Origin of the sequence: Pseudomonas sp. KB-10, from assembly GCF_018221585.1 — a bacterium.
Classification (GTDB): domain Bacteria; phylum Pseudomonadota; class Gammaproteobacteria; order Pseudomonadales; family Pseudomonadaceae; genus Aquipseudomonas; species Aquipseudomonas yangonensis.
The window spans coordinates 40036-64947 of record NZ_QYYB01000004.1 but is presented as its reverse complement, the minus strand read 5'-3'; the positions used below and the strand labels follow the sequence as shown (position 1 = coordinate 64947).

The 24912-nt window shown below is 60.4% G+C and carries 24 protein-coding genes and 3 tRNA genes; 12 read left to right on the top strand and 15 right to left on the bottom strand.

All coding sequences use genetic code 11. The features are described from left to right. Positions 1-501: 501 nt before the first annotated feature. From ampE to DXK50_RS12055, 3 genes are all read right to left on the bottom strand, one after another. The gene (gene ampE, locus DXK50_RS12065) at positions 502-1335 is read right to left on the bottom strand and encodes a regulatory signaling modulator protein AmpE (RefSeq protein WP_212630492.1); all 834 of its coding nucleotides are present in this window, start codon (positions 1333-1335) and stop codon (positions 502-504) included. 2 nt (positions 1336-1337) lie between these two features. Then, complete coding sequence (ampD, locus tag DXK50_RS12060) at positions 1338-1889, bottom strand: 1,6-anhydro-N-acetylmuramyl-L-alanine amidase AmpD (protein WP_212630491.1); 552 nt, start codon at positions 1887-1889, stop codon at positions 1338-1340. Positions 1890-2111: 222 nt separating this feature from the next. Continuing rightward, positions 2112-4409: a DUF1631 domain-containing protein gene (locus DXK50_RS12055; protein ID WP_212630490.1), complete on the bottom strand. Its 2298-nt coding sequence runs from the start codon at positions 4407-4409 to the stop codon at positions 2112-2114. Between the two features lie 410 nt (positions 4410-4819). Between DXK50_RS12055 and nadC the strand changes: the two genes are divergently transcribed. Then, positions 4820-5668 (top strand): carboxylating nicotinate-nucleotide diphosphorylase, encoded by an 849-nt coding sequence (gene nadC, locus DXK50_RS12050; RefSeq protein ID WP_212630489.1) that lies wholly within the window; start codon positions 4820-4822, stop codon positions 5666-5668. Positions 5669-5786: 118 nt separating this feature from the next. Here the strand turns inward: nadC and DXK50_RS12045 are convergent, their stop codons facing one another. Genes DXK50_RS12045 through DXK50_RS25185 form a run of 6 tightly spaced genes read right to left on the bottom strand, consistent with a single transcriptional unit; the run spans position 5787 to position 10040 of the window. Beyond that, positions 5787-6785: an acyltransferase family protein gene (locus DXK50_RS12045; protein WP_212630488.1), complete on the bottom strand. Its 999-nt coding sequence runs from the start codon at positions 6783-6785 to the stop codon at positions 5787-5789. Positions 6786-6798: 13 nt separating this feature from the next. Continuing rightward, the gene (locus tag DXK50_RS12040) at positions 6799-7692 is read right to left on the bottom strand and encodes an ABC transporter ATP-binding protein (protein WP_212630487.1); all 894 of its coding nucleotides are present in this window, start codon (positions 7690-7692) and stop codon (positions 6799-6801) included. Then, a complete protein-coding gene (locus DXK50_RS12035; protein ID WP_212630486.1) occupies positions 7689-8507 on the bottom strand; it encodes a hypothetical protein in 819 nt (272 codons plus the stop codon). The genes DXK50_RS12040 and DXK50_RS12035 overlap by 4 nt, the downstream gene beginning before the upstream one ends. Positions 8508-8521: 14 nt before the next feature. Then, the gene (locus DXK50_RS12030; RefSeq protein WP_212630485.1) at positions 8522-9322 is read right to left on the bottom strand and encodes an ABC transporter permease; all 801 of its coding nucleotides are present in this window, start codon (positions 9320-9322) and stop codon (positions 8522-8524) included. Positions 9323-9376: 54 nt separating this feature from the next. Beyond that, complete coding sequence (locus DXK50_RS12025; protein WP_212630484.1) at positions 9377-9835, bottom strand: hypothetical protein; 459 nt, start codon at positions 9833-9835, stop codon at positions 9377-9379. Positions 9836-9854: 19 nt separating this feature from the next. After that, positions 9855-10040, bottom strand: coding sequence for a type IV pilin protein (locus DXK50_RS25185; protein WP_212630483.1), 186 nt, complete (start codon positions 10038-10040; stop codon positions 9855-9857). A 254-nt stretch (positions 10041-10294) separates the two neighbouring features. On the opposite strand from DXK50_RS25185, the gene pilB reads away from it, so the two are divergent. From pilB to yacG, 5 genes are all read left to right on the top strand, one after another. Further along, a complete protein-coding gene (pilB, locus tag DXK50_RS12015; RefSeq protein ID WP_212630482.1) occupies positions 10295-12004 on the top strand; it encodes a type IV-A pilus assembly ATPase PilB in 1710 nt (569 codons plus the stop codon). A 3-nt stretch (positions 12005-12007) separates the two neighbouring features. Continuing rightward, on the top strand, positions 12008-13231 hold the full coding sequence (locus DXK50_RS12010; protein WP_212630481.1) for a type II secretion system F family protein: 1224 nt from the start codon (positions 12008-12010) through the stop codon (positions 13229-13231). Then, on the top strand, positions 13228-14097 hold the full coding sequence (locus DXK50_RS12005; protein WP_212630480.1) for a prepilin peptidase: 870 nt from the start codon (positions 13228-13230) through the stop codon (positions 14095-14097). Before DXK50_RS12010 ends, DXK50_RS12005 begins: the two co-directional genes overlap by 4 nt. A gap of 301 nt (positions 14098-14398) precedes the next feature. Then, a complete protein-coding gene (gene coaE / locus DXK50_RS12000) occupies positions 14399-15010 on the top strand; it encodes a dephospho-CoA kinase (protein WP_212630479.1) in 612 nt (203 codons plus the stop codon). After that, a complete protein-coding gene (gene yacG / locus DXK50_RS11995; RefSeq protein WP_212630478.1) occupies positions 15007-15201 on the top strand; it encodes a DNA gyrase inhibitor YacG in 195 nt (64 codons plus the stop codon). The genes coaE and yacG overlap by 4 nt, the downstream gene beginning before the upstream one ends. Positions 15202-15263: 62 nt before the next feature. On the opposite strand, the gene DXK50_RS11990 is transcribed toward yacG, so the two are convergent. Next, positions 15264-15479, bottom strand: a complete 216-nt coding sequence (locus DXK50_RS11990) for a hypothetical protein (protein ID WP_212630477.1) — start codon at positions 15477-15479, stop codon at positions 15264-15266. Between the two features lie 105 nt (positions 15480-15584). Beyond that, complete coding sequence (locus DXK50_RS11985; RefSeq protein ID WP_212630476.1) at positions 15585-16274, bottom strand: energy-coupling factor ABC transporter permease; 690 nt, start codon at positions 16272-16274, stop codon at positions 15585-15587. A 223-nt stretch (positions 16275-16497) separates the two neighbouring features. On the opposite strand from DXK50_RS11985, the gene DXK50_RS11980 reads away from it, so the two are divergent. The 4 genes from DXK50_RS11980 to DXK50_RS11965 all read left to right on the top strand — a co-directional run bounded on the left by DXK50_RS11980 (position 16498) and on the right by DXK50_RS11965 (position 19235). Next, positions 16498-17127, top strand: coding sequence for a DUF1780 domain-containing protein (locus tag DXK50_RS11980; protein ID WP_212630475.1), 630 nt, complete (start codon positions 16498-16500; stop codon positions 17125-17127). Next, positions 17124-17672 carry an MOSC domain-containing protein gene (locus DXK50_RS11975; RefSeq protein ID WP_212630474.1) on the top strand — a complete coding sequence of 183 codons (549 nt, stop codon included), beginning with the start codon at positions 17124-17126 and terminating at the stop codon, positions 17670-17672. The genes DXK50_RS11980 and DXK50_RS11975 overlap by 4 nt, the downstream gene beginning before the upstream one ends. 24 nt (positions 17673-17696) lie before the next feature. Next, a complete protein-coding gene (locus DXK50_RS11970) occupies positions 17697-17870 on the top strand; it encodes a DUF3094 family protein (protein WP_161864860.1) in 174 nt (57 codons plus the stop codon). Positions 17871-17933: 63 nt separating this feature from the next. Further along, positions 17934-19235, top strand: coding sequence for an NAD(P)/FAD-dependent oxidoreductase (locus tag DXK50_RS11965; protein WP_161864859.1), 1302 nt, complete (start codon positions 17934-17936; stop codon positions 19233-19235). A 428-nt stretch (positions 19236-19663) separates the two neighbouring features. Here DXK50_RS11965 and DXK50_RS11960 read toward each other — a convergent pair. The 3 genes from DXK50_RS11960 to DXK50_RS11950 form a co-directional block, all read right to left on the bottom strand. Next, positions 19664-19739, bottom strand: a tRNA-Lys gene (locus DXK50_RS11960). Between the two features lie 5 nt (positions 19740-19744). Continuing rightward, positions 19745-19821, bottom strand: a tRNA-Pro gene (locus DXK50_RS11955). Between the two features lie 9 nt (positions 19822-19830). Beyond that, positions 19831-19906 (bottom strand) — tRNA-Asn (locus DXK50_RS11950). Between the two features lie 206 nt (positions 19907-20112). Here DXK50_RS11950 and DXK50_RS11945 point away from each other — a divergent pair. Both DXK50_RS11945 and DXK50_RS11940 read left to right on the top strand, forming a co-directional pair. Continuing rightward, positions 20113-22437 (top strand): DUF1631 domain-containing protein, encoded by a 2325-nt coding sequence (locus DXK50_RS11945; protein WP_212630473.1) that lies wholly within the window; start codon positions 20113-20115, stop codon positions 22435-22437. Between the two features lie 9 nt (positions 22438-22446). Beyond that, positions 22447-22779, top strand: a complete 333-nt coding sequence (locus DXK50_RS11940; protein ID WP_161864857.1) for a PilZ domain-containing protein — start codon at positions 22447-22449, stop codon at positions 22777-22779. Positions 22780-22944: 165 nt separating this feature from the next. Here the strand turns inward: DXK50_RS11940 and ettA are convergent, their stop codons facing one another. Beyond that, positions 22945-24612, bottom strand: a complete 1668-nt coding sequence (gene ettA / locus DXK50_RS11935; protein ID WP_161864856.1) for an energy-dependent translational throttle protein EttA — start codon at positions 24610-24612, stop codon at positions 22945-22947. Positions 24613-24912: the final 300 nt, after the last annotated feature.

Here is a 24912-nt window from a genome sequence, read left to right as displayed (position 1 = left end):
GGTACCGACGAACTGGCGATAGGAATCTCGCACCAGATAGAAGTTGGTGACGAGCATGGGCAGGAAGAATAGAACGCTGATCAGGCTGAACTTCATGCCGAAGCTGAGGCGATTCATCAGCGCGATGGCCGGATACAACACGGTCTTCACTCGACGTCTCCAATTGCCATTATTGTTATTAGGTCTCGCTTGGCAGCCGCCGAGCCTCTTACGAGCTCGTGACGGTATCCTGCTTCGACCGGCATGTGACATGCGGATACATGCGCCGAATACAGGCCGATAAACGTGATGGACATCACCAAACAGGTCGACTGCAGCCTCCTTATACCGCTTATCGACACGCCTCTCTGTAACTTAAGGTTAAGCAAGCGCAGCGCCCATGGCGTCCCCTGCGCAGCCGGGTACAGCGCATGATCCTGATGAAAACGTAGGACAGGTGAAACCCGCCACCGAGCTAGCCGGGCCGCTTCCGCACTGCCGGGGCTGCCCGTGATCGGCGCCTTAGATGAACAGCACCCAGACCGCGTAGCCGGCGTACCAGACCACTGCCGCCCGAATCAGCAGTTGCCATAGCTGGTCCAGGGTATCGACGCCCTCCTCGCCCATCACCGGCGGCGGCATCTCGCCCGCGGCACGCCCGGCCTTGATCACCAGTTGCGCAGCGGAAATGTCCCAGCTCAGCAGCTCATGCAGCAGGGCGCGGCTGACGGCGACGAAGTTGCCGACCAGCGCGAAGCTGGAAGCCAGCACCCGCGCCGGCAGCCAATCGAAGGCATGGCGCAATTGCACGGCACGCTCACGCAGGGCCGGTTGCTCGGCGTACTCGGCACTCAGCGCCAGCAGACGATAGGCCAGCGCCGCCATGGGCCCCAGCAGCAGATACCAGAAGATCACCGCGAAGAAGCTCTGATAGGCCTGCCACAGCAGGTGCCCCTGAACCTGCTGCAGCAGCTCGGCACCCTCCTCGGGCTGCAAGGCCAGGTCGCGCTCGGCCACATGGTAGGCGGCCTGACCGTCACCGCGCCGCCAGGCGTCACGGAACGGGCCCAGAGCCGCGAGCAGATCGCCACGCCCCAGGCTGTAGATCAGCACCAGCAGATGCACCGGCAAGGCCAGCCAGCCATAAGCCAGCTGCTCGAGAATCAGCAGCACCAGGCCCAGCGCCAGCACCGGCAACAGCACCAGAATGGCCAGGCATAGCCACGGGGCCTGCTGCAGCGCGCCCTGTTGCAGGCGTTGCAGTTGCGCCAGCCAGGGGCCGTCCTGCTGGATGCGCAGGCGCCAGGCGGAAAACTTCTCGACCCACAACACCAGCAGAATCACCAGAAAACTCATCGCTACCTCTCATTCAATTCGGCATGCAGCCGCGACCAGTCGAACGCAGGCCCCGGGTCGGTCTTGCGTCCGGGAGCGATGTCGCAATGGCCACGGATACGCTGCGCGGACAACGCCGGGTAGGCATCCAGCAACTGTCGCGTCAGCTGCGCCAAGCTGGCGTACTGAGCGTCGCTGTAGGGCAGATCATCCGTGCCTTCCAGCTCCACGCCCAAGGAAAAGTCATTGCAGTTGTCGCGCCCCTCGAACCAGGAAACCCCGGCATGCCAGGCACGATCCAGGCAGGAGACGAACTGCGTCAGCCTGCCATCACGCTCGATGAAGAAATGCGCGGAAACCTGCAGCGTGGCGATCTCGGCAAAGAAGGGATGCTCGTCTATGGGCAAACGGTTCTGGAAGAACTCCAGCACCTTGCCGGTGCCGAACTGGCCGGGCGGCAGGCTGATGTTATGCACCACCAACAGGGAGACTTCGCCGCTGGGACGAGCGTTGAAATTTGGCGAGGGGCAGTGATCAATGCCCTGAAACCAGCCGGTTGAGGGGTCGAGCTGCATATGGCACTCCTGAACGTGGCACCACTCTAGAACAGCCGCCCCAGACGGCCAAGAGCGAGACAGCAACAGGATGTGCGAAGACGGAAATAGAGGGGCACAAAGTAGGAGCCGCGCCCCGCGGCGAACCGATATCGACCACGCCGTAAGACCAAAAGGCTTCGCCCCGGGGCGGGGCTCCTACAGCGCCGCTCATTGCCTGGTGCAGAATGCCCAGGCAGCGAATCAGGCGTTCTTCAGCTTGCGCAGATTGCCGATCACCGACTCCAGGGCGCGGTCGAACAGCAATGCATCGTCGAGCAGGCGGATGGTGTTGCGACGGAATTCCACGGCCAGCGCATTGCGGCTCTTTTCCAGCACCTTCATGCCGGTGCGGTTGACGAACACGTACTTGCCGGTGGGCTTGATGATCGCCGCCAGCTTGCAGCGCAGCTTGTGCTCATCGTCTTCCTGGAACTCGACCCAGCTGCCCACGCGCAGGCTATCGACCTGCTGCAGCGCCTCGTCATCGTCCGGCAGCACCACATCCGGCTCCTGAGGCTGAGTCTGGCCCGGCGCCAGCAGTACGATCTCCTCGACCACCTCGACCATGGCCGGCGCATCTTCGACTTCCGCTGCCGGCAACTCAAGCAGCGGCAGCTCGACGCCTGCTTGTGCAGCATCGGTGGTGATCGCAGATTCATCCGGCGCTGAGTCGGGCTCGGCCGTGGCGCGTTTGAAACGCTGGAAGGCCTGCACATGCAATGCCTCCAGCTGACTGAAGAATTCGCTGGTGGAGAACGGGTCGAAGGCCGCGCTGGCCATCCCCTCACGCAATGCCTTGAGCAGACCGGGCACCAGCTCCAGCAAGCGCAGACGCGCCTCGGGATCTTCATGCGGGGCAACGCTCCAGACCAGATCATCCATGGTCTGCAGCGCAGCCTGCCATTCGTCCGAGTCCACCCCGTGCTTGAGGCAGGTAAGCATCAGCACCTTGCTCCAGGCTTCCTGCAGCAGACGCACCACCACTTCCGGCAGGGTCTTGCCCAGCAGGCGCTCGTTAAGCGCCTGTTCGACCTGACGGCGCGCCAGCTCGGCCTTGGCGCTGCCTTCCTCGGCATCACGCGTACGCTGCTCGAGCAGCTCGCTACGACGGCGCTCGTCGCCCGTGAAAGCCATGAACTCGGCCAGCAACTCGGAAAAGATCGCCGGATCATCGACGAAGTCATTCAACAGGCGCTGCACCACCTGTTCGATCTTCTGATACAGGCTGTCACGCTGGGCATCGTCCTGATCGCCCCATCCCAATGCCGCGGATGCGATCTCGTTGAGCAGACGACGCGCCGGGTGGCTGCCGCGGCTGAAGAAGGTCTTGTCCAGCACCGCGACCTTGAGCATCGGAATCTGCAGACGGCCGATCAGCGCCTTGAGCGAATCCGGCAGGGTGCGGTCATCGAGAATGAACTCGAACAGCATTGACACCAGATTGATCACGTCTTCATCGACTTCACCGACCACGCGCGCCTTGCCGCTCTTGGCACTGGCGCGTTCGAGCAAGCGTTCGAGCTGATCGCGCAGATCGAAGTCTTCGAAATTGACCTGCGCCGGGGCGCGCTGCTGCATATGCGAAAGCAGGCGCATCAGGTCATTGCTGGTGATCGGTAGTGCATCGGTCATCTGGGCTCGGCGCGGCATCGCGGTGCCGCGCACCTGCGACAGCAGATCCTGCAGCGCACCGAAGACCTCCTGAACACCCTGATCGGCGCCTTCGAGCAAGGGAATGCCTTCCTCACTCGAGGACTGGCTATAAGCGGAGGCTGCTGGACGTTGCTGACGACGCGGCGGCGCCGACTTCAGCTCCGGTAGCACGCCAGCATTGACCAGAGCCTGATTGGCCTCGGCATAAAGAGCGTCGCAGCTGCCCAGCACGTATTTTTCGAACAGTTTGAGGATGATCAGCTTGACCTTGATCTCCACGCCCAGGCCGCTGCAGGCATCGAGGAAGTACTCACTGAGCAGCGTCGGGCCGAGCGGATTGCTCTTGTCGTCGAGCTTCTTGCTGATCACCGCGTTAAGACGCGTGGTGAGGTGGCCCAGCGCTATGGCATCACGGCTCATTACCTTGGCCACCATGGCATCCAACGCCACTGTCTCTTCCAGTTCGTCGTTCTGCACCAAGCTCAGGCTGTCGAAGGACACCGCATCCAGTGCTGGCTGCGGCTTGCCGATTTCGTACTGATTGAGATTGGCGAAAGACTCGAACACCTTCTGCAGGAAACCGCGCTCGATGCTCTTGCGCTTCAGACGCAGGTCGCGCATCGCCTCGAAAAAGGCGTTCTGCTCGGCATTGCTGGTCGCCCGATCCGCCATCTCGAAGAGGGTATCGTCAGCATTGTCGAACAGGCTCTGCAGGTTCTGCTTGAGCTGTTGCGCGGCTTTGTCACGCACCTGAATAAGCGCCACGGGCAGTCTTCCTACCGGCGAAGTTGGCGATTGCTCAGCGGTCGCCTTGGTCAGGGGCACCACATTCGCGTCGGTCTTCATTCTAGTCTCCCGCAGACTGCCCGAACCCGGGCTTCCTGGTCTGCACAGCGTCAACCGAGCGTCGTCCTTAACGTCAAAGGCCTGGCGTCAACAAAATAAAAAGTAAAGGCATTATAGGGAGGCTGCGCGCCATACCAAGCCAAATTTTTCTACAGACATGACCCAGATCACAGATAGCCGCACGCCATCTACAGGCGGTAGCCCACAGCGCACGCCGCACCAGGACAACCTAACACCGGCAGCCATACACCGCTGCACCGATGATCGGAGCGCTCCATTGATAGGAGCCATGGCTCAGGCCGAAAGTGCCCGGTCAATCATCGAAAACCAAACGACGTACGACGGCGCCCGAGCATTGCCCCGCCCTCGCCTGGCTCTATAATCGCCCCTCGCCTACACCGGAGCCGACCATGCCCAACCTGACACTCGCCGAACTCAGCAGCGAAATCGAAGCCAATGTCCGCCGCGCCCTGGCTGAAGACATCGGCAGCGGTGACATCACCGCCCAGCTGATTCCGGCCGAACGCCTGGCCAGCGCACGGGTGATCACCCGCGAAGACGCAGTGATCTGCGGCACGGCCTGGGTCGATGCGGTGTTTCGCCAGCTCGATCCGCGCGTGGCGGTGCACTGGCAGGTGCAGGACGGCGACCGCGTTCAGGCCGACCAGACCCTGTTCACTCTCGAAGGTCCGGCGCGCGCTCTGCTCAGCGGCGAACGCAGCGCGCTGAACTTCCTGCAGACCCTTTCCGCCGTCGCCACCCGCTGTCGCCATTACGCCGATCTGGTCGAAGGCACCCAGGTCAAACTGCTCGACACCCGCAAGACTCTCCCCGGCCTGCGACTGGCGCAGAAGTACGCCGTAACCTGCGGCGGCTGCCACAACCACCGCATCGGCCTGTTCGACGCCTTCCTCATAAAGGAAAACCACATCGCCGCCTGCGGTGGCATCGCCCAGGCAGTTTCCGCAGCCCAGCAGATTGCCCCCGGCAAGCCGGTGGAAGTGGAAGTGGAAAGCCTGGAAGAACTGCGCGAAGCGCTGGAAGCCGGCGCCGACATCGTCATGCTCGACGAACTTTCACTGGACGATATGCGCGAAGCCGTAAAACTCACCGCCGGCCGCGCCAAACTGGAAGCTTCTGGCGGCATCAACGACAGCACCTTGCGCACGGTCGCCGAAACTGGGGTTGATTACATCTCGCTAGGGACGCTGACCAAGGATGTGAAGGCGGTGGATTTGTCGATGCGGCTGAGCCTGTAGTTTCATACCTAAAGCATGATATTGGGATAGGAGCATAAAGGGTTACAGTGCTCTGGCTTGAAGACCTCACTATACCTCAGATCACGACTCGGGCCGAAAAGACGCCGCGTCCGGATAACTAGGAATACCTACTAAGCCTGTAGCGTTTCGCTGGCTGCTCAAGAAAATGATACGAGAGTGCCGCCAGCAGCAGAGCTCCAGCACTACCGAAAAACAGCGTCACAGGCCAGCCCCAGGCGCCTAGCTGCAACGCTTTCATCAGGGGGTAGTGATACAGATAAAGACCATAAGACAACTTGCCCACCGTCACCAATGGCTTCCAGGCCAGCCAGCACCCTCCAGCATCATCGGGATAAGCCAATAACCAGAGCAGCACTCCGGCCACAGAAAGCTCGGTCAAAGGGACAAAAAGCGCCAGATGCGCAACATCGGAACGAGGCCACAACACCGCCAGCGCTCCCACCAGGCAGCAGGGCCAGAAAAGCCAGCGTGGCACATAGCGCCCCCCCCCATGACCGACACTGGCCGCCATAACCCCACCAAGCACCAGGCCAGAACTGTGGATATCCGGGCGAAAGTAGGCCACGCCTGTAGGTATGCCAAGCCCAAACAAGGCCCAGCATCGCCAGAGATTCATCAGCACGTAAATCAGCAACAGTGTCTGCCAAAGAGGCAAACGCAAACGAAATGCGCCCAACAGCAATAGAGGCCAGAGCAAATAGAACTGCTCCTCAACAGCCAACGACCAACCATGTAGCAACTGACTTGGCGTGGCACCGAATGCAGCTCCCAGATTCCCCAAATAAAGAAGCGTCATCAGCCCATCACGCAGATGAAACGGGTAATCAGGCCATACCAAAGGCGCTGCGACGGCATAAAGCGCAAGCAACACAAGCAACGGCGGCATCAATCGCCAAATCCGGCGCCAGTAGAATCGCTTGGTATCGAGCCTCTCACTGGCATACCACTCCAACAACAGTAAACGAGTGATCAGAAAACCGCTCAGGACAAAGAAAACATCCACCCCCAAGTTGCCACCAGGGAATAACGGTACATAGGCATGGAACAACAACACCAACATGATGGCGATAGCCCTGATTCCATCCAGGGCTGGCATATAAGGCATACCCTCAACCCTCACGGGTTTCGTAGACTACGGCGTCGAACAACTCCTCCAGAGAGTTCTGAGGATGCACATTGAGCAGCACGCCGGCTGTCGCCTCTATCTGAGCCATGGTTTGGGCCAAATTCTCGCGCGCCACCAAGCCCCGCCACACGTCACCGGCGTCACGCTCGAACCCTGGAATCTCAGTACCCCCCAAATAGCGCACTACCATCGCCCCCTGGCTGGCCAACAACTCTGCCACGCCTTGCTGGGCGCGCAGGCAACCCTTGTGGATCATCACGAAATGGTCAGCCAGACGCTCGACGTCATGCAGGATGTGTGAAGAGAAAAACAGCGTACCGCCGCCCAGACGATATTCCTGCATCAGATCGGCTACTTGCCGCCGCCCTACCGGGTCGAGGCCGGACATGGGCTCATCCAGCACCAGCAGGCGCGGCTCGATGGCAAAGGCATGAGCCAATGCAGTACGCTGCGTCATACCCTTGGACAAATTACGGATACGCTTGTCCGCCGCATAGGCAATACCGAGCTTCTCCAGCCAATGCTCGGTTCGCCGGCGGTTTTCCTCTCCCTTGATACCATGCAGGCTCAGGCCGGAAGTCACCACTTCACGGGGGGTCAACTGCTCGTACAGGTAGGGATTCTCCGGCACATAGCCGACTCCCTGACGGGATGCCGGATCCTCAGCCGGGAGCCCCATCAACAACGCCCGCCCTGCATCAGCCCGCAATGCGCCGAACAGAATCTTGATGGTTGTACTTTTGCCAGCACCATTCTGGCCGATAAAACCGACCGACTGACCTGCCGCAACAGTGAAACTCACATCATCCAGCGCCTTGACCTGGCGCCCCTTGGCCTTGAACGCTTTGCTCAAGCCGCAAATTTCAATCAAATTCATTCTTGCATCCGTGAGTCGATATGATCGGCAATCTGTAATTGGCCCTGCGAGTCCAGCACGTAGCCAGCACCCAGCGGGTCTTCGGGTAATGTCTCAAGACCGCCGTAGCCAATCAGTGCCTGCCCATCCGTCGGCATCTGACCATCATGTTGCTGCCGGTAATCTGCCAGCGCCTTGCGCAGGACCAGCAGACCTTCCAGACGAGTAATACGCGCCTGCAGCAATTTACGAAACTCAGCATCGCTACTGTGAGCGTGCATGGCTCGCAATACATCCAGCGCTACAGCTGAATCATTCTGCCGCTCGTACCAGGCGGCAGCCATACTGCGCAAGGCAGCGGCATTGCCAGGGTGGCGCTGCGCAGCTATCTCAGCCCAATGCCCGGCCTTGGGCATATCACGCTCGAAGTACATGGCGTTGAACGCGTAATAGAATGCTGGCCACATATCCCAGGTTCGCGTCTGTGCCGCCTGCAACAACACTTCCTGGCCCGCCTCGACTTGGCCGTTCCAGGGCAGAATGGCAGCCGCCAGGTAATAGTTGTCTTCATGACGCGGGTTGAAACTGGCCGCATCCACCTGCAACTGCCCTTGAATACGGTAGGTCTCCTGCTCCGTCACCCGCACATCGACTGTCACGCCACGTAGTACATTGAGATTGGCCGCCAGGTAAGTGTCCCCACCGGCATTTAGCAATTGCACCAGCAGCGGCAGGCGCACCCGCAGTACTTCCATGCGCTGATCCAGACGTTCGTAGTCATACAGGCGCAGCCCGCTGTAGGCAAAAGCGCCCCAGCACAGCATTGCCACCAGCAACAGGCGCCAGAGGTTCATATGAAGTTACGCCGCCGAAAGGCCACAGACGCCAGCACCAGCAATAACAGGACATAGGCCAGTGCATTGAAGGTTGCCAGAGCCATGGCAGTGAAATCTGCCTGCAAGCCATAGAGCGCCAATGGTCGCCAGTCCAGCCGGGACAAGTCGGGCAGCCAGGTATAGGCATGCTCCAGCACCGGGCTGAACAAGGTTTCATGCAGCGGATCGGAACGCGCACTCCGCAGATGACTGATCGTCGGCCCCAGCCCGCGGGCCGCCAGGGCGAAGGCAAAGCCCAGCAGCAGGGGCAGATAAGGCGTGGTAGACAAGCTCGCCAGCAGGATGGCGAAGGCGGCTACCACCAGCAAGTCCAACCAGATACCCAGCAGAACCATGGCATAGGGCATGCCCAATGCAGGCGGCTGCTGCTGAGGATGATTGGAGCCGAACAGATAAAGCACCAACCACAAGGCCAGACCAGCAAACAACAATGCACCAGCACTCAAAGTGGCGACTGCAAGAAAGCGAGAAAATAAGAACTGGCTGCGAGTAATCGGGTAAGCCAGTACGAAATAGATCGTCTTGCGTTCGATGTCACGGGCCAGCAGATCCTGCACCCAGAGCAAAACCATCAACAGCAGGATAAAGCGCAGCCCGCTCAGCCCTACATCCAGCGCCACAGTCAACGGCTGGCGGCCGGAAAAGTTACCGGCCAGTAGCGCGGCACCAAGAAGCGCGAGCGTTACCAACAACAGGACACGAAAACCATGGCCACGCGTTCCCGCGCGCCCCCCCAGCATTGCCAATTCAAACATTACTACCCCATCAACGAGAACGCCCCCATGAGGGGGCGTTCTATTACGATCAAATTACGGCTGGCGACCACAGCCATTGGCGTTAGCCAAAACCAAGGTACCTGCAACCACCAGAGAAGCCGCCAGGTTGGCGTCATCACCTTTTTTGACCTGTTGGCCGCACTGACTCACACTACCGCCAACGGAAGAACCAGTGAAAACAGTGTAGCCTTTGTTGGAACCAGCCACTGTACCAAAGCGGTTGTTCGCGGCATCGTCAGTCACACCTGCAGCTACGTTGGCGGACAAGGTGGCTTCAAAGTTGTTCTTGACAAAGCCCGCGCGATTGCCAAGGGCAGTCAACGCAAACTGCTCAGCAAGGTTAATTTTTTCAGAGGATGCTGCTCTCATCTGTACATAACCATTAGCCAAAGCAACGGCAGTCGGAGTTACAGCACCACCACCGCCAGCAGCAAAAGCACCAGCGGAAGAGAACAGACCAGCGATCAGTGTCGCGGCAACAATCTTTTTCATCGTATGAATTCCCGTGAAATTAGTTGGAGTTGGCGATCGCGCCGGTCAGAACGTTGCGTGCGTCAGACTGGGCGGACTTGTCATAGCCCTTGGCTTGATAGTCCTGGAACTGCGGAATGGCGACGGCGGCAAGGATGCCGATGATGGCCACTACGATCATCAGCTCGATTAGGGTAAAACCCTTCTGGCTCTTGTTAGACTTCATGCTGCTCTCCTGAAAATGTCAGTACAGATCAAACGTGGCCAGCTCATGCAGCCCCGCGTACTAGAAACATATCAAATAGCGTGCCAACTCTTAGAATATGCAATTCAGCGTTCGCAGCCCCTTCGCAACCACTCCAGGCAACGCATTCCAGACAAATACGACCAAAATTGTCACCCTCGCCACATGCAGTGGCAGCGTCTAGGCTTCTCGGTTATAAGTCAGTCCTTTAGAACCGACAATCGTGTGATTTCCTCATGAATGACGCCCCCGCCCTCACCGGCCTCGCCCGCCAACTGGTGCTGGCCCAAGTCATCGAAGAACAGGTTGCCAGCAAGGCCGTACAACAGGCGCAACGCAACCAGACACCGCTGGTAACCTACTTGGTGCAGAATAAACTGGTCAACAGCCGCCTGCTGGCTCAGCACGCGGCCGAGCAGTTCGGCGTGCCGCATATGGACTTGTCCACTCTAGACAGAGAGCAGCAACCCAAGGGCATCATCAGCGAGAAACTGGCACGCCAGCACCGCGCTGTACCGTTGTGGAAACGCGCCAACAAGCTGTTCATCGGTGTGTCCGACCCCACCCTGCAGCAGGCTGTCACCGATATCCAGTTCAGTACTGGTCTGAACACAGAAATGATTCTGGTCGAGGACGACAAACTGGACGCTGCCATCGACCACTACTTCGACAATGGTGACGGCAACGGTGTGGCCGGCCTGGGCGATATCGACCTGGACGATGGCCTGGATATCGAAACGGATACCGACCCTAATGGCGACGGAGCGGCAGGTGGCGACGCCGACGACGCGCCTGTCGTACGCTTCGTCAACAAAATGTTGCTGGACGCAATCAAAGGCGGCTCGTCGGACCTGCATTTCGAGCCCTACGAGAAAGCTTACCGCGTGCGCTTTCGCACGGACGGCGTCCTGCACGAAGTAGCCAAGCCACCCATTCAGCTGGCCAACCGTATCGCGGCGCGCCTCAAGGTTATGGCATCGCTGGACATTTCCGAACGACGCAAACCGCAGGATGGCCGCATCAAGATGAAGGTATCGAAGACCAAGGCCATCGACTTTCGCGTCAACACTCTGCCTACCTTGTGGGGCGAGAAGATAGTAATGCGGATTCTCGACCCTACCAGCGCACAAATGGGCATCGACGCACTAGGCTACGAGGAAAGCCAGAAAGAGCTATATATGACAGCTCTGAAGCAACCACAGGGCATGATTCTGGTAACAGGGCCCACTGGCTCAGGCAAAACGGTATCGCTCTATACTGGCTTGAATATTCTCAACACCCCTGATGTGAATATCTCTACCGCTGAAGACCCGGTGGAAATCAACCTTGAGGGCATTAACCAGGTCAACGTCAACCCCAAACAAGGCATGGATTTCACCCAGGCGCTACGCGCTTTTCTGCGCCAGGACCCGGATATCATCATGGTTGGTGAGATTCGCGATCTGGACACTGCTTCCATTGCCGTCAAGGCCGCGCAAACCGGGCATATGGTGATGTCCACGCTGCACACCAACAGCGCTGCCGAAACCCTGACACGCCTGCGTAATATGGGCGTACCTTCCTTTAACATCGCCACCTCGGTCAACTTGATCATTGCCCAGCGACTGGCCCGCAAGCTGTGTAGTCAATGCAAGAAAGAGGTAGACGTTCCAAGAGAAGTGCAAGCCCAGGAGGGCTTTCCTGCGGACAAGATAGGCACCTTCAAGCTGTATGGCCCTGTAGGCTGCGACGCTTGCAAGGGCGGCTACAAAGGCCGCGTAGGGATTTATGAAGTGGTTAAAATAACACCTGCCCTACAACGGATTATCATGGAGGAAGGCAACTCCATCGACATTGCCGCCCAAATGCGCAAAGACGGCTTCAACGACCTGCGCACCTCAGGCCTGCTCAAAGCGATGCAAGGCGTGACCAGTCTTGAGGAAATCAACCGCGTGACCAAGGATTAAATCATGGCGGACAAAGCGCTGAAGATGAGCACCTTCCAATGGGAAGGGAAAGACAAGAAAGGCAATAAGATCAGAGGTGAGGTAAATGGCACCTCCGTAGCCTTGGTCAAAGCACAACTGCGAACACAAGGCATTGCTCCTGAAAAGGTCAAAAAGAAGCCGAAGGCTCTCTTTGGCGGGGCAGGCAAGAAAATCAGCCCAATGGATATCGCCCTGTTCACTCGCCAGATGTCGACTATGATGGGGGCTGGTGTGCCAATTATTCAGTCATTCGACATCATTGCCGAAGGGGTCGAAAACCCTAACATGCGCAAGCTGGTCGAGGATCTCAAACAGGAAGTTTCGGCCGGCCATAGCCTCGCCAGTTCTCTGCGAAAGTTCCCACTTTACTTTGACGATCTTTACTGCAACTTGGTCGACTCTGGCGAACAATCCGGCGCTTTGGAGCAATTACTAGATCGCGTCGCCACGTACAAGGAGAAGACAGAGGCGCTAAAAGCCAAAATTAGAAAAGCCATGACCTACCCGATCGCGGTAATCGTGGTAGCCGTTATCGTTACTGCCATCCTCCTGATCAAGGTGGTACCGACTTTCCAAGGTGTATTCGCAGGTTTCGGCGCAGAGCTTCCCGCCTTTACCATGATGGTGATAAATCTGTCGGAATTTTTGCAAAGCTGGTGGTTTCTGTTCCTGTTCGGCATATTTGCAACAGGTTTCGCATTCCGCTTCGCTCACCGCCGAAGCGAAAAATTCCGCAACAGCATTGACCGTACTCTGCTGAAAATGCCTGTACTGGGCAATATTCTTTACAAGGCCATTGTCGCGCGTTTCAGTCGCACACTATCCACCACCTTTTCCGCCGGCGTCCCTCTGGTAGAGGCGCTTGACTCAGTCGCCGGAGCGACAGGCAACGTGGTTTTCCGCAACGCAACGAATAAGATCAAACAAGATGTATCAACCGGCATGCAGCTTAATTTCTCGATGCGCAATACCAATGTGTTCCCAGCCATGGCCGTGCAGATGACAGCCATCGGCGAAGAGTCAGGAGCCCTCGACAGCATGCTGGACAAGGTCGCCTCCTACTATGAGGCTGAAGTCGATAACGCTGTGGACAACCTGACAACCCTGCTTGAGCCGATGATCATGGCCGTTCTTGGTGTACTCGTAGGCGGACTCATCATAGCCATGTACCTCCCCATTTTCAGCCTTGGCGGTGTTATCGGTTGACATTCATATCCTTATTAGCTGAGAACGTGTCGGCTCTGGTCTTCATTTGTGTAACTTTCGGCCTGCTGATCGGTAGTTTCCTCAACGTTTTGGTCTATCGCCTCCCCTTGATGCTTCAACGCGACTGGCAGAGCCAGGCGCGTGAGGTGCTTGAGCTGCCAGCAGCGCGACAGGAACAAACCTTCAATCTCGTTCTCCCTAACTCATCGTGCCCGCAGTGCGGCCATGAGATTCGCCCTTGGGAGAATATCCCGGTAGTCAGCTACCTATTTCTGCGCGGCAAGTGCTCGAGCTGCAAAACACCGATCAGTAAACGCTACCCCATCGTTGAACTGGCCTGCGGAGTACTTTCCGGCTACATCGCCTGGCATTTTGGTCTCACTTGGCAAACCGCGGCGATGCTGGTGCTGGCCTGGGGGCTGCTGGCGATGAGCCTGATCGATGCCGATCACCAGATTCTGCCGGACGTGTTGGTGCTGCCGCTGCTGTGGCTGGGCTTGATCGTCAATTACTTCGGCTTGTTCACTAGCCTGGAGGACGCGCTGTGGGGTGCGATTGCCGGTTATCTGAGCCTGTGGTCGGTGTACTGGCTGTTCAAGTTGGTCACCGGCAAGGAAGGCATGGGTTACGGCGACTTCAAGCTACTGGCCATGCTCGGTGCCTGGGGCGGCTGGCAGATTCTGCCGCTGACCATTTTGCTGTCGTCGCTAGTCGGCGCGGTGCTGGGGGTGATTCTGCTGCGCCTGCGCGGTAGCGATTCGAGTACGCCGATGCCCTTCGGGCCTTATCTGGCGATTGCCGGGTGGATCGCGCTGCTTTGGGGCGACGTGATTACCGGGAGTTATTTGAAGTTCGCCGGGTTCTGACGCGCAATGCCATCATCGCCTCGCGCAGTTTCGCGGCGGGGCGCCGCTCCTACAGCCCGTAGCCCGGATGAAATCCGGGGGTGCCTATACATGGTCCCGGATTGCATCCGGGCTACCCGGTGGTTGAAGTCGTCCTAGTTGCAGGAGCGACGCCCCGGCGCGAAGCTTTTGGATTCAGCAACACGCCAAAGCCATTCGCCGCGGGGCGCGGCTCCTACAAGGGGGATAGGACACCGTGTTCGCATCACATCGAAATCCCCCCTACAATCGCGGCCTTGAGCAATGACGAGGCTGCATTGGCGTGACAAAACCCTGGATTCTCGGCCTGACCGGCGGCATCGGCAGTGGCAAGAGCGCTGTGGCACAAGGTTTTATGGACCGCGGCGTGCATGTGGTCGATGCCGACCACGCGGCGCGCTGGGTGGTCGAGCCGGGCCGACCGGCACTGGCGAAGATCGCCGAGCACTTCGGTGCAGACGTGCTGCAAGCCAGCGGCGAGCTGGATCGCGCCGCGCTGCGCAAGCTGATATTTGCCGACCCCGAGCAGCGCCGCTGGTTGGAAAACCTTCTGCACCCGCTGATCGGCCAGGAAATCATTCAGGTGCTGGCACGCGCCGAGTCGCCTTACGCCATCCTGGTCTCACCGTTGCTGGTCGAGTCCGGCCAGCGGCATATCACCCAGAGGGTTCTGGTGGTCGACACCCCTGTCGAGCTACAGATCCAACGCACCATCGCCCGCGACCAAAGCTCGGAAGAGCAGGTTCGCGCCATCATGCAGGCTCAGGCCAGCCGCGAAGAGCGGCTGCGTCATGCACATGACGTACTGATCAATGATCGCGATATGGTCTGGCTGGATACGGAAGTCGAGCGCCTGCACAACTTTTACCTGACCCTGCGCGGAGGCCAGCCATGACTACGACCGTTCAATGCCCCACCTGTGGCGCGCCCGTCGAGTGGAAAACCGAAAACGCCTATCGCCCGTTCTGCAGTGATCGTTGCAAGCTCATCGACCTGGGCGCCTGGGCTGCCGAGGAGCATGCGGTTCCCGGCAATGATCTGGAAGACGAGCTGTTCAGTGGTGATCTGCCGACGCGGCCGCATTGACGAGCAATCGCGGCTGAAGCCGCTCTACAGCTACACATGACGAGCATCCATCAAGACAGCGCTCAGGGGCGCATAAAGGCGTAATCACGATCATCGTCGAGGTTATCGGCGAGAAACTGCAGTTCGTGCGCCAGCTCTTGGGGATCGCGCAGCGTCTTGCTCTGCTGCACGATCTCCGACAGCAGCGCACGCAATGCCATCACAGGCTCGTAGCCCTGGGCTTCGGCGTCATGCAGATCGCCCTCGAGTGCCTTTCTCGCCCAACTGTGAATACTCATGTCGAATACCCCGGAAGCTTTTTCACAGCATGGCGGCAGGCACGCTCCGAGCATTGACCGGGATCAACCCTGCCAGCGGCATTCAATCGGCCAATACGCCGCCATTCACTCGCCGCGGTCATTCTCCTTCCAGGGCGCCTGCAGGTAGCGGCTGCGGTTGAAGGTTTCCAGCCAGTCCGGATAGAACACCACCAGTGCCGTGACGATGGTGCCGTTGATAAAGGCCTCGGGGAACGCCACCAGCCACAGGTAACCGGCGAAATCATCCAGCCAGGGCGGCATGGGGAACAGGCCGTCCATCCACAACAAGGCGAGGCCGCCGAGCAGCGTCATCAGCGTTGCCAGCGCAGCGGGGAAGAACCCGCAGAAGAAGATGTAGACGAACAGGTTGCGTGGCTGCGCGCGCTCGACCCGGATGGCGCAAAGCTCGGTGACCAGCACCGGTATCAGCACCAGCAGCACACCATTGATGCCGAGCGAGGCCAGATCCATGCGCCCTATAGCCAATAGGCCAAGCTGCGCCGCCAGGCCGGCGAGCACGGCCAGCGGCCAGTCGAGCAGCAGGGTTACAGCGGTCATGCCGATGAAATGGTAGGACAGCCCGGAGTCGAAATCGCGGCGCACCAACCACAGCAGAAACAACCCGAGCATGGTCCCGAACAACAGATGCTGGCGGCGCAGATCGCTGAACAGCTCGACCCAGGGTGCGCGAGCGACCGCCCAGAGCAGTGCCAGCCCGTAGATCAGCCATCCACCCAACAAGGTAGAAAACGCCAGTAGATTGGAAGCGATCATGCGTGCACCCTTTATTCACTCCTCGCCGTGCCGGGCAGTCTACACCGGCACTCGGGGTAAGTTTGACGGCGTAGCACCGGCGGGACGATTGCCCTGCCATTGATCAATGACATTCAGAACCCAGCGGGATTCCAGTCTTCACACGAATGCCTGGCGCCATACCCTGCAAGCGCTCACTAGGGAGCACTGGCATAGGGGTCAGCGCTACGGCTAAGCTCTGCCCATGGACGACTCCGATTACCTGCGCCTGCTGACGCACCAGGCCGAGCAGGCCAACGCTTTTCTCTCCAACGCCAAGAAATGGGAGCGCGAGCGCTGGGTCTGCCAGCGCCTGCTGCAGGCGCTGAACGTGCGTCATCACAACGACGACTTCATGCCCAGCGGCCAGGAGCCGCCGGATGTGCTGTTTCGCGACGCCAATTTCGAAGTGTTCTTCGTGCTCGATGAAGGACGGCGCCTCAATGATGAGTGGCGCGCCGAGCTCGAACGACGCCGTAGCGCCTTTTCCCTGAGCCAGCTGGTGCGTCGCGAAGCGCGGCCCAAGCGCATTGCGGCCAGCGAGATGCAGGCGCGACTGGCGCCCACCTTGCGCAAGAAGGCGCATAACTATCGCGAGCGTGGCATCGACCTGGGCGAGCTCGACCTGGTCGCCTTCGTCAGCCTCAAGCGCGCCGTGCTGGACTGCAACAGCCACTTTCCACCGCCGACCGAATATCTGCGTCAGGGCTGGCGCTCATTGTCGCTGGTCGGCCCGCGCTTCGCCCGCGTGCTGTTCGCCCACCCGGACGCGCCGGATTTTCTGCGACAGAACCTTGGGCGCAGTCTGCTGTTCGATATTGGTATCGGCCTATGAGCCCGTTACAGGAACTGCTGGCCGAGGTACCACAGGTCGGCCGGGTGCGCTGGATAGGCGTTCGCCCCAAAGCTCGCGAGGCCATGCTCGAAGTCGAAGCCGTGGAAGCCCGACGCGAAGCAGGCCTGACTGGTGATCACAGCCGCCCGGGGCCACGCAATGCGCGGCAGGTCACGCTGATTCAGTGGGAACACCTGGCAGTCGTCGCCGCCCTGCTCGGCCGCGATGCGCCAATGCAGCCGAGCGAGCTGCGGCGCAACATTGCGGTCGCCGGCATCAACCTGTTCAGCCTGAAAGGCAGGCGCTTTCGCATTGGCCAGGCGCTGCTGGAGACCACCGGCTGGTGCCAGCCCTGCGCCCGCCTCGAGGAACGCCTTGGGCGCGGTACCTTCCAGGCCATGCGGGGCCACGGAGGCATAACCGCCAGAGTGATCGAGGGCGGCATCATCCGCCTGGAAGATGCCGTCAGCGCGCAAGCCATCTGCCAGACACCTGACCCGCAGGACAACGACGCTCGCCAAGGCTGGCGGGCACGCCTAGAATAGCCGCATTCAAGCAGAGGCCTCCCCATGACCAGCCGCCTGAGCCCCGAAGACCAGCAGAAAGTCGACCACTACCTGAGCGCTCCGCAGCATCAGGTCGAACGTCAGCCATTTCGCGTCTGGCGCCTGCTCACCGTGGTGCTGGTCGTCGTAATCGGCCTGGGCCTGCTGAGCCGTTTTCTGAGTCGACTGGTGCTATGAGCTGCTTCGCGCTCGCCCTCTCGCACTCACACCGTCTTTTTCAAAGCCTTGTGAGCATTATCCATGTCCCATCGCATCGTGATTGTCGGCGGCGGCGCCGGCGGTTTGGAGCTGGCTACCCGCCTTGGTAGAAAACTGGGCAAGAGCGGCGCAGCCCGGATCATCCTGGTCGACGCCAATCTCACCCACATCTGGAAGCCCCTGCTGCACGAAGTGGCCGCCGGCTCGCTGAACTCCTCGGAAGACGAACTGAACTACGTGGCCCAGGCCAAGTGGAATCATTTCGAGTTCCAGCTCGGGCGCATGTCGGGTCTTGACCGTGCCGGCAAGAGCATCACCCTGGCGCCGACACTGGATGACGACGGCCAGATGCTGATGCCTGAACGCCGCATCGCCTACGACAGTCTAGTGATCGCCGTCGGCAGCACCACCAATGACTTCGGCACACCGGGCGCGGCCGAGCACTGCATCTTCCTCGACACGCGGGCGCAGGCCGAGCGCTTCCACCGGCGCATGCTCAGCCACTACCTGCGTGCGCACGCCAACGAAAGCGAAGACGGCTCGAAGATCGACATCGCCATCGTCGGCGCGGGCGCCACGGGGGTCGAGCTGGCAGCCGAACTGCACCACGCCGCCAAGCAGTTGGCAGCCTATGGTCTCAATCGCATTCGCCCGGAAGACATGCGCATCACCCTGATCGAAGCGGGCCCACGCGTGCTGCCCGCCCTGCCCGAGCGCATCGCCCGCCCCGTGCACCAGACTCTGGAGAAGCTCGGCGTTACGGTACTGACCGGCGCAGCGGTCAGCGAAGTGACCGCAGAAGGATTGAAGACCGCCGATGGCAATTTCATACCGGCGAGCCTGAAAGTCTGGGCCGCTGGCATCCGTGCGCCCGGCTTTCTCAAGGACCTCGACGGCCTGGAAAGCAACCGCATCAATCAGTTGCAGGTACGCCCGACCCTGCAAACAACGCTGGACGACGACGTATTCGCCTTCGGCGATTGCGCGGCCTGCCCGCAGCCGGGCAACGACGGACGTAACGTGCCGCCGCGCGCCCAGGCCGCACATCAGCAGGCCTCGCTGTTGGCCAAGTCGCTGCGGTTGAAGATCAGTGGTCAGTCGCTGCCGGAGTATCGCTATCGCGACTATGGCTCGCTCATCTCGCTGTCGAGCTTCTCGGCGGTCGGCAACCTGATGGGCAATCTCACTGGCAGCGTGATGCTCGAAGGCTGGTTGGCGCGGGTGTTCTACGTATCGCTCTACCGCATGCACCAGATGGCGCTGTACGGTACTCTGCGTACGCTGCTGCTGATGCTCAGCGACCGCATCGGGCGCAGCACAGAGCCGCGCCTTAAGCTGCACTAAAACAGCCGCAGAGCGGCCTTATGATGACCCTCTCCCATTCATGGGAGAGGGTGCCCGAAGGGCGGGAGAGGGCAATACAGGCGACTCGGTGCCCCGATTACCCTCTCCCCCGGCCCCTCTCCCGCAAGCGGGAGAGGGGAGACAAGCAAGTCTCGTAGGCTGGGCTTCAGCCCACCCTACGAACTGCCATCCATAGGCGAGAGTCAGCAGATATGCGGGATGCGACTCCGTGGAAGCGGACTTGTCCGCGAGCTTTTGCTGTTCATATTCGCGGACAAGTCCGCTCCCACAAAAGCAGGCTCGTAGCCCGGATGCAATCCGGGGGCAATCTTTCAGCGCGAGAAAGTCCCGGATTACATCCGGGCTAAGCAAAAAAGCCGATACGCAGACACGAAAAAGCCCGCACTAGGCGGGCTTCTTCGTTGTGGTGGTGGGTCGTGTAGGATTCGAACCTACGACCAATTGGTTAAAAGCCAACTGCTCTACCAACTGAGCTAACGACCCAAATATGGTCGGGGTAGGGGGATTCGAACTCCCGACATCTTGCTCCCAAAGCAAGCGCGCTACCGGACTGCGCTATACCCCGTTAGGAAGTTGGCTCCGCGACCTGGACTCGAACCAGGGACCCAATGATTAACAGTCATTTGCTCTACCGACTGAGCTATCGCGGAACTTCGGTCTTCCATCTCTGCCGCGTTTCAGCTTTTGCTTTACCGCTTCAGAGGCGCGCCATTTTACGTAGCAAAAATTCCCTGTCAACCCCTGCAAACTGCTTTTACTACAATGCTTTGCGGCACGAGCATGGACTACTATATGTTTCATTGAACCGCGGCAGCGTGCAGGACGCGCCCGCCGACGACGCCAGCCAGGACAGTCCATGAGCAACCAGGACAAGCCCCCCGTTCACCCCAAGGTGGTCAGCCTCGCCAGCCGCGGCATCCAGCCGCGCTTCAGCGATCTGGTACAGGCCTGCCGCAAACTGGTGATGAACCGTCTGGCGGAGCACCTCGGCGGCGTGTTCGGTCAGGTCGACGACACCCTGTTCGAATGCGCGGAAAAAGCCGAGAACAACAAGGTGCAGACCCTGTTCTTCGACAGCATGCGCGAAATTCGCCGTCAGCGCCCGCAGATCGAGCGCAGCTACCATCAGAAGATCGCCAGCAATTTCTCCGACTTCCTCGACGGCAAACTGCAGAACCCGGCCACTGCTCAGCTGGACCCGGAACAGTTGGCGCTGGTGCAGAACGAGGATTACGAAGAAACCCTGCAGGTGACCAATATGGTCAGCCGGGTCAAGGCGCGCTGCACCCAGCCACTGTTCGCCCTGGATCAGCGCCTGGCGCTGCTCAACAACGGCCAGAAGCTCGGCGAGGACAGCAACCCCTTCGGCCCGCAGGCTATCGCCCAGGCGTTTCGTGATGCCCTGGCGCCCTGCCCGTTCCCGCTGCAGATCAAGACCATCCTCTACATGCTCTTCGATAAGCATGTCATGCACAGCCTCGACTCGCTCTATGGCGCGCTCAATCAGCGCCTGATCGATGCCGGCGTATTGCCCAACCTCAAGTACAGCGCGCAGGTCAATCCAAGCGTCAGCCGGCCGGTAGCAACCAAACCGGATGCCCTGCCGCACAAGTCGCAGTCGACGAGCAAGCCAGGTACCACATCAAAGCCCGCAGAACCGGCGCTGCTCGACCTGGACCTCAGCGCCCCTCCGCCGAGCGATCCGGGCGCGCTGTTCAGTGGCCTGTCCAGCCTGCTCGACGAGCATCGCCACAGTCATCCTGAAGCGCCATTGCTCGGCGGCACACGCAGCATCGTCAGTTTCTCTCCGCGCCAGGCCAGCCGCACCTACAGCGCCAGCGAGTTACTCGCCGCACTCAACCGTATGCAGCAGCAGTCGGCCCAGGATCTGGCCCAGCGCCTACACAAGCCACAGGCGGTGGAAGGCCTCAAGGCCGACCTGCAGCAGCAACTCGAAGCGCACAGCAGCCTGCCGGGCGACAGCAAGGTGTCGGGCCAGGAAGCCGACGTGATCGACCTGGTCGGCATGCTGTTCGACTTCATTCTCGACGACGAGAATCTGCCGGACGCCTGCAAGACAGCGCTTTCACACCTGCACACGCCCTATCTGAAAATCGCCCTGCTCGACAAAGCCCTGTTCACTCAGCATCACCATCCGGCCAGGCGCCTGCTCAACGCCATGGCGCAAGCCGGCGTGCTCTATGGCAACGAAGGCGACGAACGCGGCCTGCTGGCCAAGATGCACTGGGTGGTCGAGCGGGTGATCCACGGTTTCAGCGGCGATCTGGGGCTGTTCGACAGCCTGATCGAAGAGTTCAACGAGTACGTCGCAACCCTGCGCCACAAGGTCGAGCTGCGCGAGCGCCGTGCGGTCGAGGCGGCCAAGGGACGGGATCGCCTGCTCGGCGCGCGCGAGCATGCACTGGAGGTGATTCAGCGTTGCGTCGATCAACGCGACCTGCCGGCGATCATCCGCAACTTCCTCGAACTCACCTGGGCCGACGTACTGGTTTTCGTGCTGCTGCGCCATGGCGAGCAGAGCGCGGAATGGCAGCGGGCCTGCGAGGTGGCCGAGCAGCTGGCCTGGAGCGGCACCCCGCTTGGTGACAACGACAAGCAGCGCCTGCAGGACATACGCGTCCCGATGCTCAGCGACCTGCGCAAGGGCCTGGAGCTACTCGGCGGCTATCACGAAGACGGCATCCGCCGCCTGCTGCAGGACCTGGTGGCCTGCCAGCATGCGGTGCAGGCCAAACAGCCGCAACTGGCGGCGCAGCTCAAGCCGAACCTGCCGGATAGCCCGCTGGGCGCCATGCTCGGCGAGGATGCTGACCTGGCTCGCCAGGCGCCGCCACGCAGCAAGCTCTCTGCCCGTGCACAAGCGCTGGCCAGGGAGCTGGCCAACGTCGAGTTCGGCACCTGGTTCGAGTTCGTCGAAGGCAACAAGAGCCGCGTACTCAAGCTTTCCTGGTTCAGCCCGACCACGCATAACTACATGTTCGTCGACAACAGCGGCCAGCGCGTGGCGATCAAGCCGCTGACCCTGCTGGCCAGCGAAATGGAACAGGGCCTGGCCCGCATCGTCACCCCCGAACGCGCGACCCCGTTGGTGGATCGCGCACTGACCGCCATCTACCGCGTGCTACAGCGTTTCACCGGACGCACAGTAGAGCCCCGCTGAGGAATTTCCATGGAAGAGCGTCGCCAACACAGCCGCCATGGCACCGAAATGCAACTGGAGGTCTTCGACCTGAACAGCGGCCAGCGCCTTGGCCGCATCGTCGACCTTTCCGCCGATGGCTTCATGCTGTTCAGCGATACACCACATGCAGCGGATGCCGTGCTGGAATGCCGCCTGGTCTGCACCTCCAGCGCCGCCGAAGTACAGGAAGTGCGCCTGGGCGCCGACTGCCTGTGGAGTCGCCCCGGCGCTGACGGCCAGCATTGCTGGGCCGGCTTTCATATCATCGATCTGGCCGAGGACCAGGCCAAGGCGCTGGAAAGCCTGCTGGCCAGGCTTTAATGCGGCAGAATGCAATAAACAGCCTAGCGTAGGAGCCCCGCCCCCGGGGCGAAGCACATTGGGTCCGAGTCGCATCCATTCGCGGCGAGGCGCCGCTCCTACAGATAGCCCGCGATCCTAATGAAAAACGGAGCCCTGAGGCTCCGTTTTTCATCGAACTGACGCTTACTGCGCCAGCTTCTTGTAACGCACGCGGTGCGGCTGCGCGGCGGCATCGCCCAGGCGTTTCTTGCGGTCGGCTTCGAACTCGGTGTAGTTGCCTTCGAAGAAGTTGACCTTGCCGTCGTCCTCGTAGGAGAGGATGTGGGTGGCGATACGGTCGAGGAACCAGCGATCGTGGGAGATCACGATGGCAGCGCCGGGGAAGTCCAGCAGCGCTTCTTCCAGCGCACGCAGGGTTTCCACGTCGAGGTCGTTGGACGGTTCGTCGAGCAGCAGCACGTTGCCGCCCTGCTTGAGGGTCAGCGCCATGTGCAGACGACCGCGCTCACCACCGGAGAGGTCCTTGACGAACTTCTGCTGGTCGGCACCCTTGAAGTTGAAACGGCCGACGTAACCACGCGACGGCACCTCGTAGTTGCCGACCTTGATCATGTCGAAGCCGTCGGAGATCTGCTCCCACACGGTCTTGCTGCCGTCGAGCATGTCGCGGCTCTGCTCGACGCTGGCGATCTGTACGGTTTCACCGATCTCGATGGTGCCGGAATCCGGCTGCTCCTTGCCGGTGATCATGCGCAGCAGGGTCGACTTACCGGCACCGTTGCCGCCGATCACGCCGACGATGGCACCTTTCGGGATGCTGAAGGACAGGTCGTCGATCAGCACACGGTCACCAAAGGACTTCGACACGTTGTGAAAGTCGATGACCTTGTCGCCCAGACGCGGACCGGCCGGGATATAGATCTCGTTGGTCTCGCTGCGCTTCTGGAATTCCTGCGACTGCATTTCCTCGAAGCGTTGCAGACGCGCCTTGGACTTGGCCTGACGCGCCTTGGCGCCCTGGCGCACCCACTCCAGTTCGGCCTTCATGGCCTTGGCGTGCGACGCCTCGGCCTTGGCTTCCTGGGCCAGGCGGTTGGCCTTCGACTCCAGCCAGCCGGAGTAGTTGCCCTCGTACGGGATGCCGTGGCCACGGTCGAGTTCGAGAATCCAGCCGGCAACGTTGTCGAGGAAGTAACGGTCGTGGGTAATCGCTACCACTGTGCCGGGGAAGTCGTGCAGGAAGCGCTCCAGCCAGGCCACCGAGTCGGCGTCCAGGTGGTTGGTCGGTTCGTCCAGCAGCAGCATGTCGGGCGCCGATAGCAGCAGGCGGCACAGCGCCACGCGGCGCTTCTCGCCACCGGACAGGTGCTCGATCTTGGCCTCCCATGGCGGCAGGCGCAGGGCGTCAGCCGCCACTTCCAGCTGGCGCTCCAGGTTGTGGCCGTCGGAGGCCTGCAAAATGGCCTCCAGCTTGGCTTGTTCGGCGGCCAGCGCGTCGAAGTCGGCATCCGGTTCGGCGTAGGCGGCGTACACCTCGTCGAGGCGGGCCTGGGCCTGCTTGATCTCGCCTACGGCTTCTTCGACGATGTCGCGCACCGTCTTGCTCGGGTCGAGCTGCGGCTCCTGCGGCAGATAGCCGACCTTGATGCCCGGCATCGGCCGGGCTTCGCCGTCGATCTCGGTATCGACGCCGGCCATGATGCGCAGCAGGGTCGACTTACCGGCACCGTTGAGGCCCAGCACGCCGATCTTGGCGCCTGGGAAGAACGACAGGGAAATGTCCTTGAGAATTTCACGCTTCGGCGGGACGACCTTGCTGACCCGATGCATGCTGTAGACGTACTGAGCCATGGAGAACCTGACTGGTGAGAATAAAGGCTGGAAATGGCGGCCCTTGCAGACAGTGCGAGGACATTGCGAGTGACGACACCGGCAACATGCGCAGGCTATCAGGCAAACCCCGGTGCCTGTCGGCCCGGCCGCCGTGTTACCGGCTGCAGGCAACTTTCATCACGCCTGCAGCCGGGCATTGGCAGAGACCTTAGCCCCTGCAGGAGCGAACGCCAAGTACCGCGCGGACAGTTCACGCGCGCGGCGCAAAGCTACCGTAATGTACGAGGCAGGGCAAACCTACGCTCGTCGGCGAAGCTG

Excerpts from the sequence above, each read along its gene's own strand:
- ampE (WP_212630492.1), bottom strand. The coding sequence starts at position 1,335 with ATGAGTTTTCTGGTGATTCTGCTGGTGTTGTGGGTCGAGAAGTTTTCC.
- ampD (WP_212630491.1), bottom strand. The coding sequence starts at position 1,889 with ATGCAGCTCGACCCCTCAACCGGCTGGTTTCAGGGCATTGATCACTGC.
- DXK50_RS12055 (WP_212630490.1), bottom strand. The coding sequence starts at position 4,409 with ATGAAGACCGACGCGAATGTGGTGCCCCTGACCAAGGCGACCGCTGAG.
- nadC (WP_212630489.1), top strand. The coding sequence starts at position 4,820 with ATGCCCAACCTGACACTCGCCGAACTCAGCAGCGAAATCGAAGCCAAT.
- DXK50_RS12045 (WP_212630488.1), bottom strand. The coding sequence starts at position 6,785 with ATGCCAGCCCTGGATGGAATCAGGGCTATCGCCATCATGTTGGTGTTG.
- DXK50_RS12040 (WP_212630487.1), bottom strand. The coding sequence starts at position 7,692 with ATGAATTTGATTGAAATTTGCGGCTTGAGCAAAGCGTTCAAGGCCAAG.
- DXK50_RS12030 (WP_212630485.1), bottom strand. The coding sequence starts at position 9,322 with ATGTTTGAATTGGCAATGCTGGGGGGGCGCGCGGGAACGCGTGGCCAT.
- DXK50_RS12025 (WP_212630484.1), bottom strand. The coding sequence starts at position 9,835 with ATGAAAAAGATTGTTGCCGCGACACTGATCGCTGGTCTGTTCTCTTCC.
- DXK50_RS25185 (WP_212630483.1), bottom strand. The coding sequence starts at position 10,040 with ATGAAGTCTAACAAGAGCCAGAAGGGTTTTACCCTAATCGAGCTGATG.
- pilB (WP_212630482.1), top strand. The coding sequence starts at position 10,295 with ATGAATGACGCCCCCGCCCTCACCGGCCTCGCCCGCCAACTGGTGCTG.
- DXK50_RS12010 (WP_212630481.1), top strand. The coding sequence starts at position 12,008 with ATGGCGGACAAAGCGCTGAAGATGAGCACCTTCCAATGGGAAGGGAAA.
- yacG (WP_212630478.1), top strand. The coding sequence starts at position 15,007 with ATGACTACGACCGTTCAATGCCCCACCTGTGGCGCGCCCGTCGAGTGG.
- DXK50_RS11990 (WP_212630477.1), bottom strand. The coding sequence starts at position 15,479 with ATGAGTATTCACAGTTGGGCGAGAAAGGCACTCGAGGGCGATCTGCAT.
- DXK50_RS11985 (WP_212630476.1), bottom strand. The coding sequence starts at position 16,274 with ATGATCGCTTCCAATCTACTGGCGTTTTCTACCTTGTTGGGTGGATGG.
- DXK50_RS11980 (WP_212630475.1), top strand. The coding sequence starts at position 16,498 with ATGGACGACTCCGATTACCTGCGCCTGCTGACGCACCAGGCCGAGCAG.
- DXK50_RS11975 (WP_212630474.1), top strand. The coding sequence starts at position 17,124 with ATGAGCCCGTTACAGGAACTGCTGGCCGAGGTACCACAGGTCGGCCGG.
- DXK50_RS11970 (WP_161864860.1), top strand. The coding sequence starts at position 17,697 with ATGACCAGCCGCCTGAGCCCCGAAGACCAGCAGAAAGTCGACCACTAC.
- DXK50_RS11965 (WP_161864859.1), top strand. The coding sequence starts at position 17,934 with ATGTCCCATCGCATCGTGATTGTCGGCGGCGGCGCCGGCGGTTTGGAG.
- DXK50_RS11945 (WP_212630473.1), top strand. The coding sequence starts at position 20,113 with ATGAGCAACCAGGACAAGCCCCCCGTTCACCCCAAGGTGGTCAGCCTC.
- DXK50_RS11940 (WP_161864857.1), top strand. The coding sequence starts at position 22,447 with ATGGAAGAGCGTCGCCAACACAGCCGCCATGGCACCGAAATGCAACTG.
- ettA (WP_161864856.1), bottom strand. The coding sequence starts at position 24,612 with ATGGCTCAGTACGTCTACAGCATGCATCGGGTCAGCAAGGTCGTCCCG.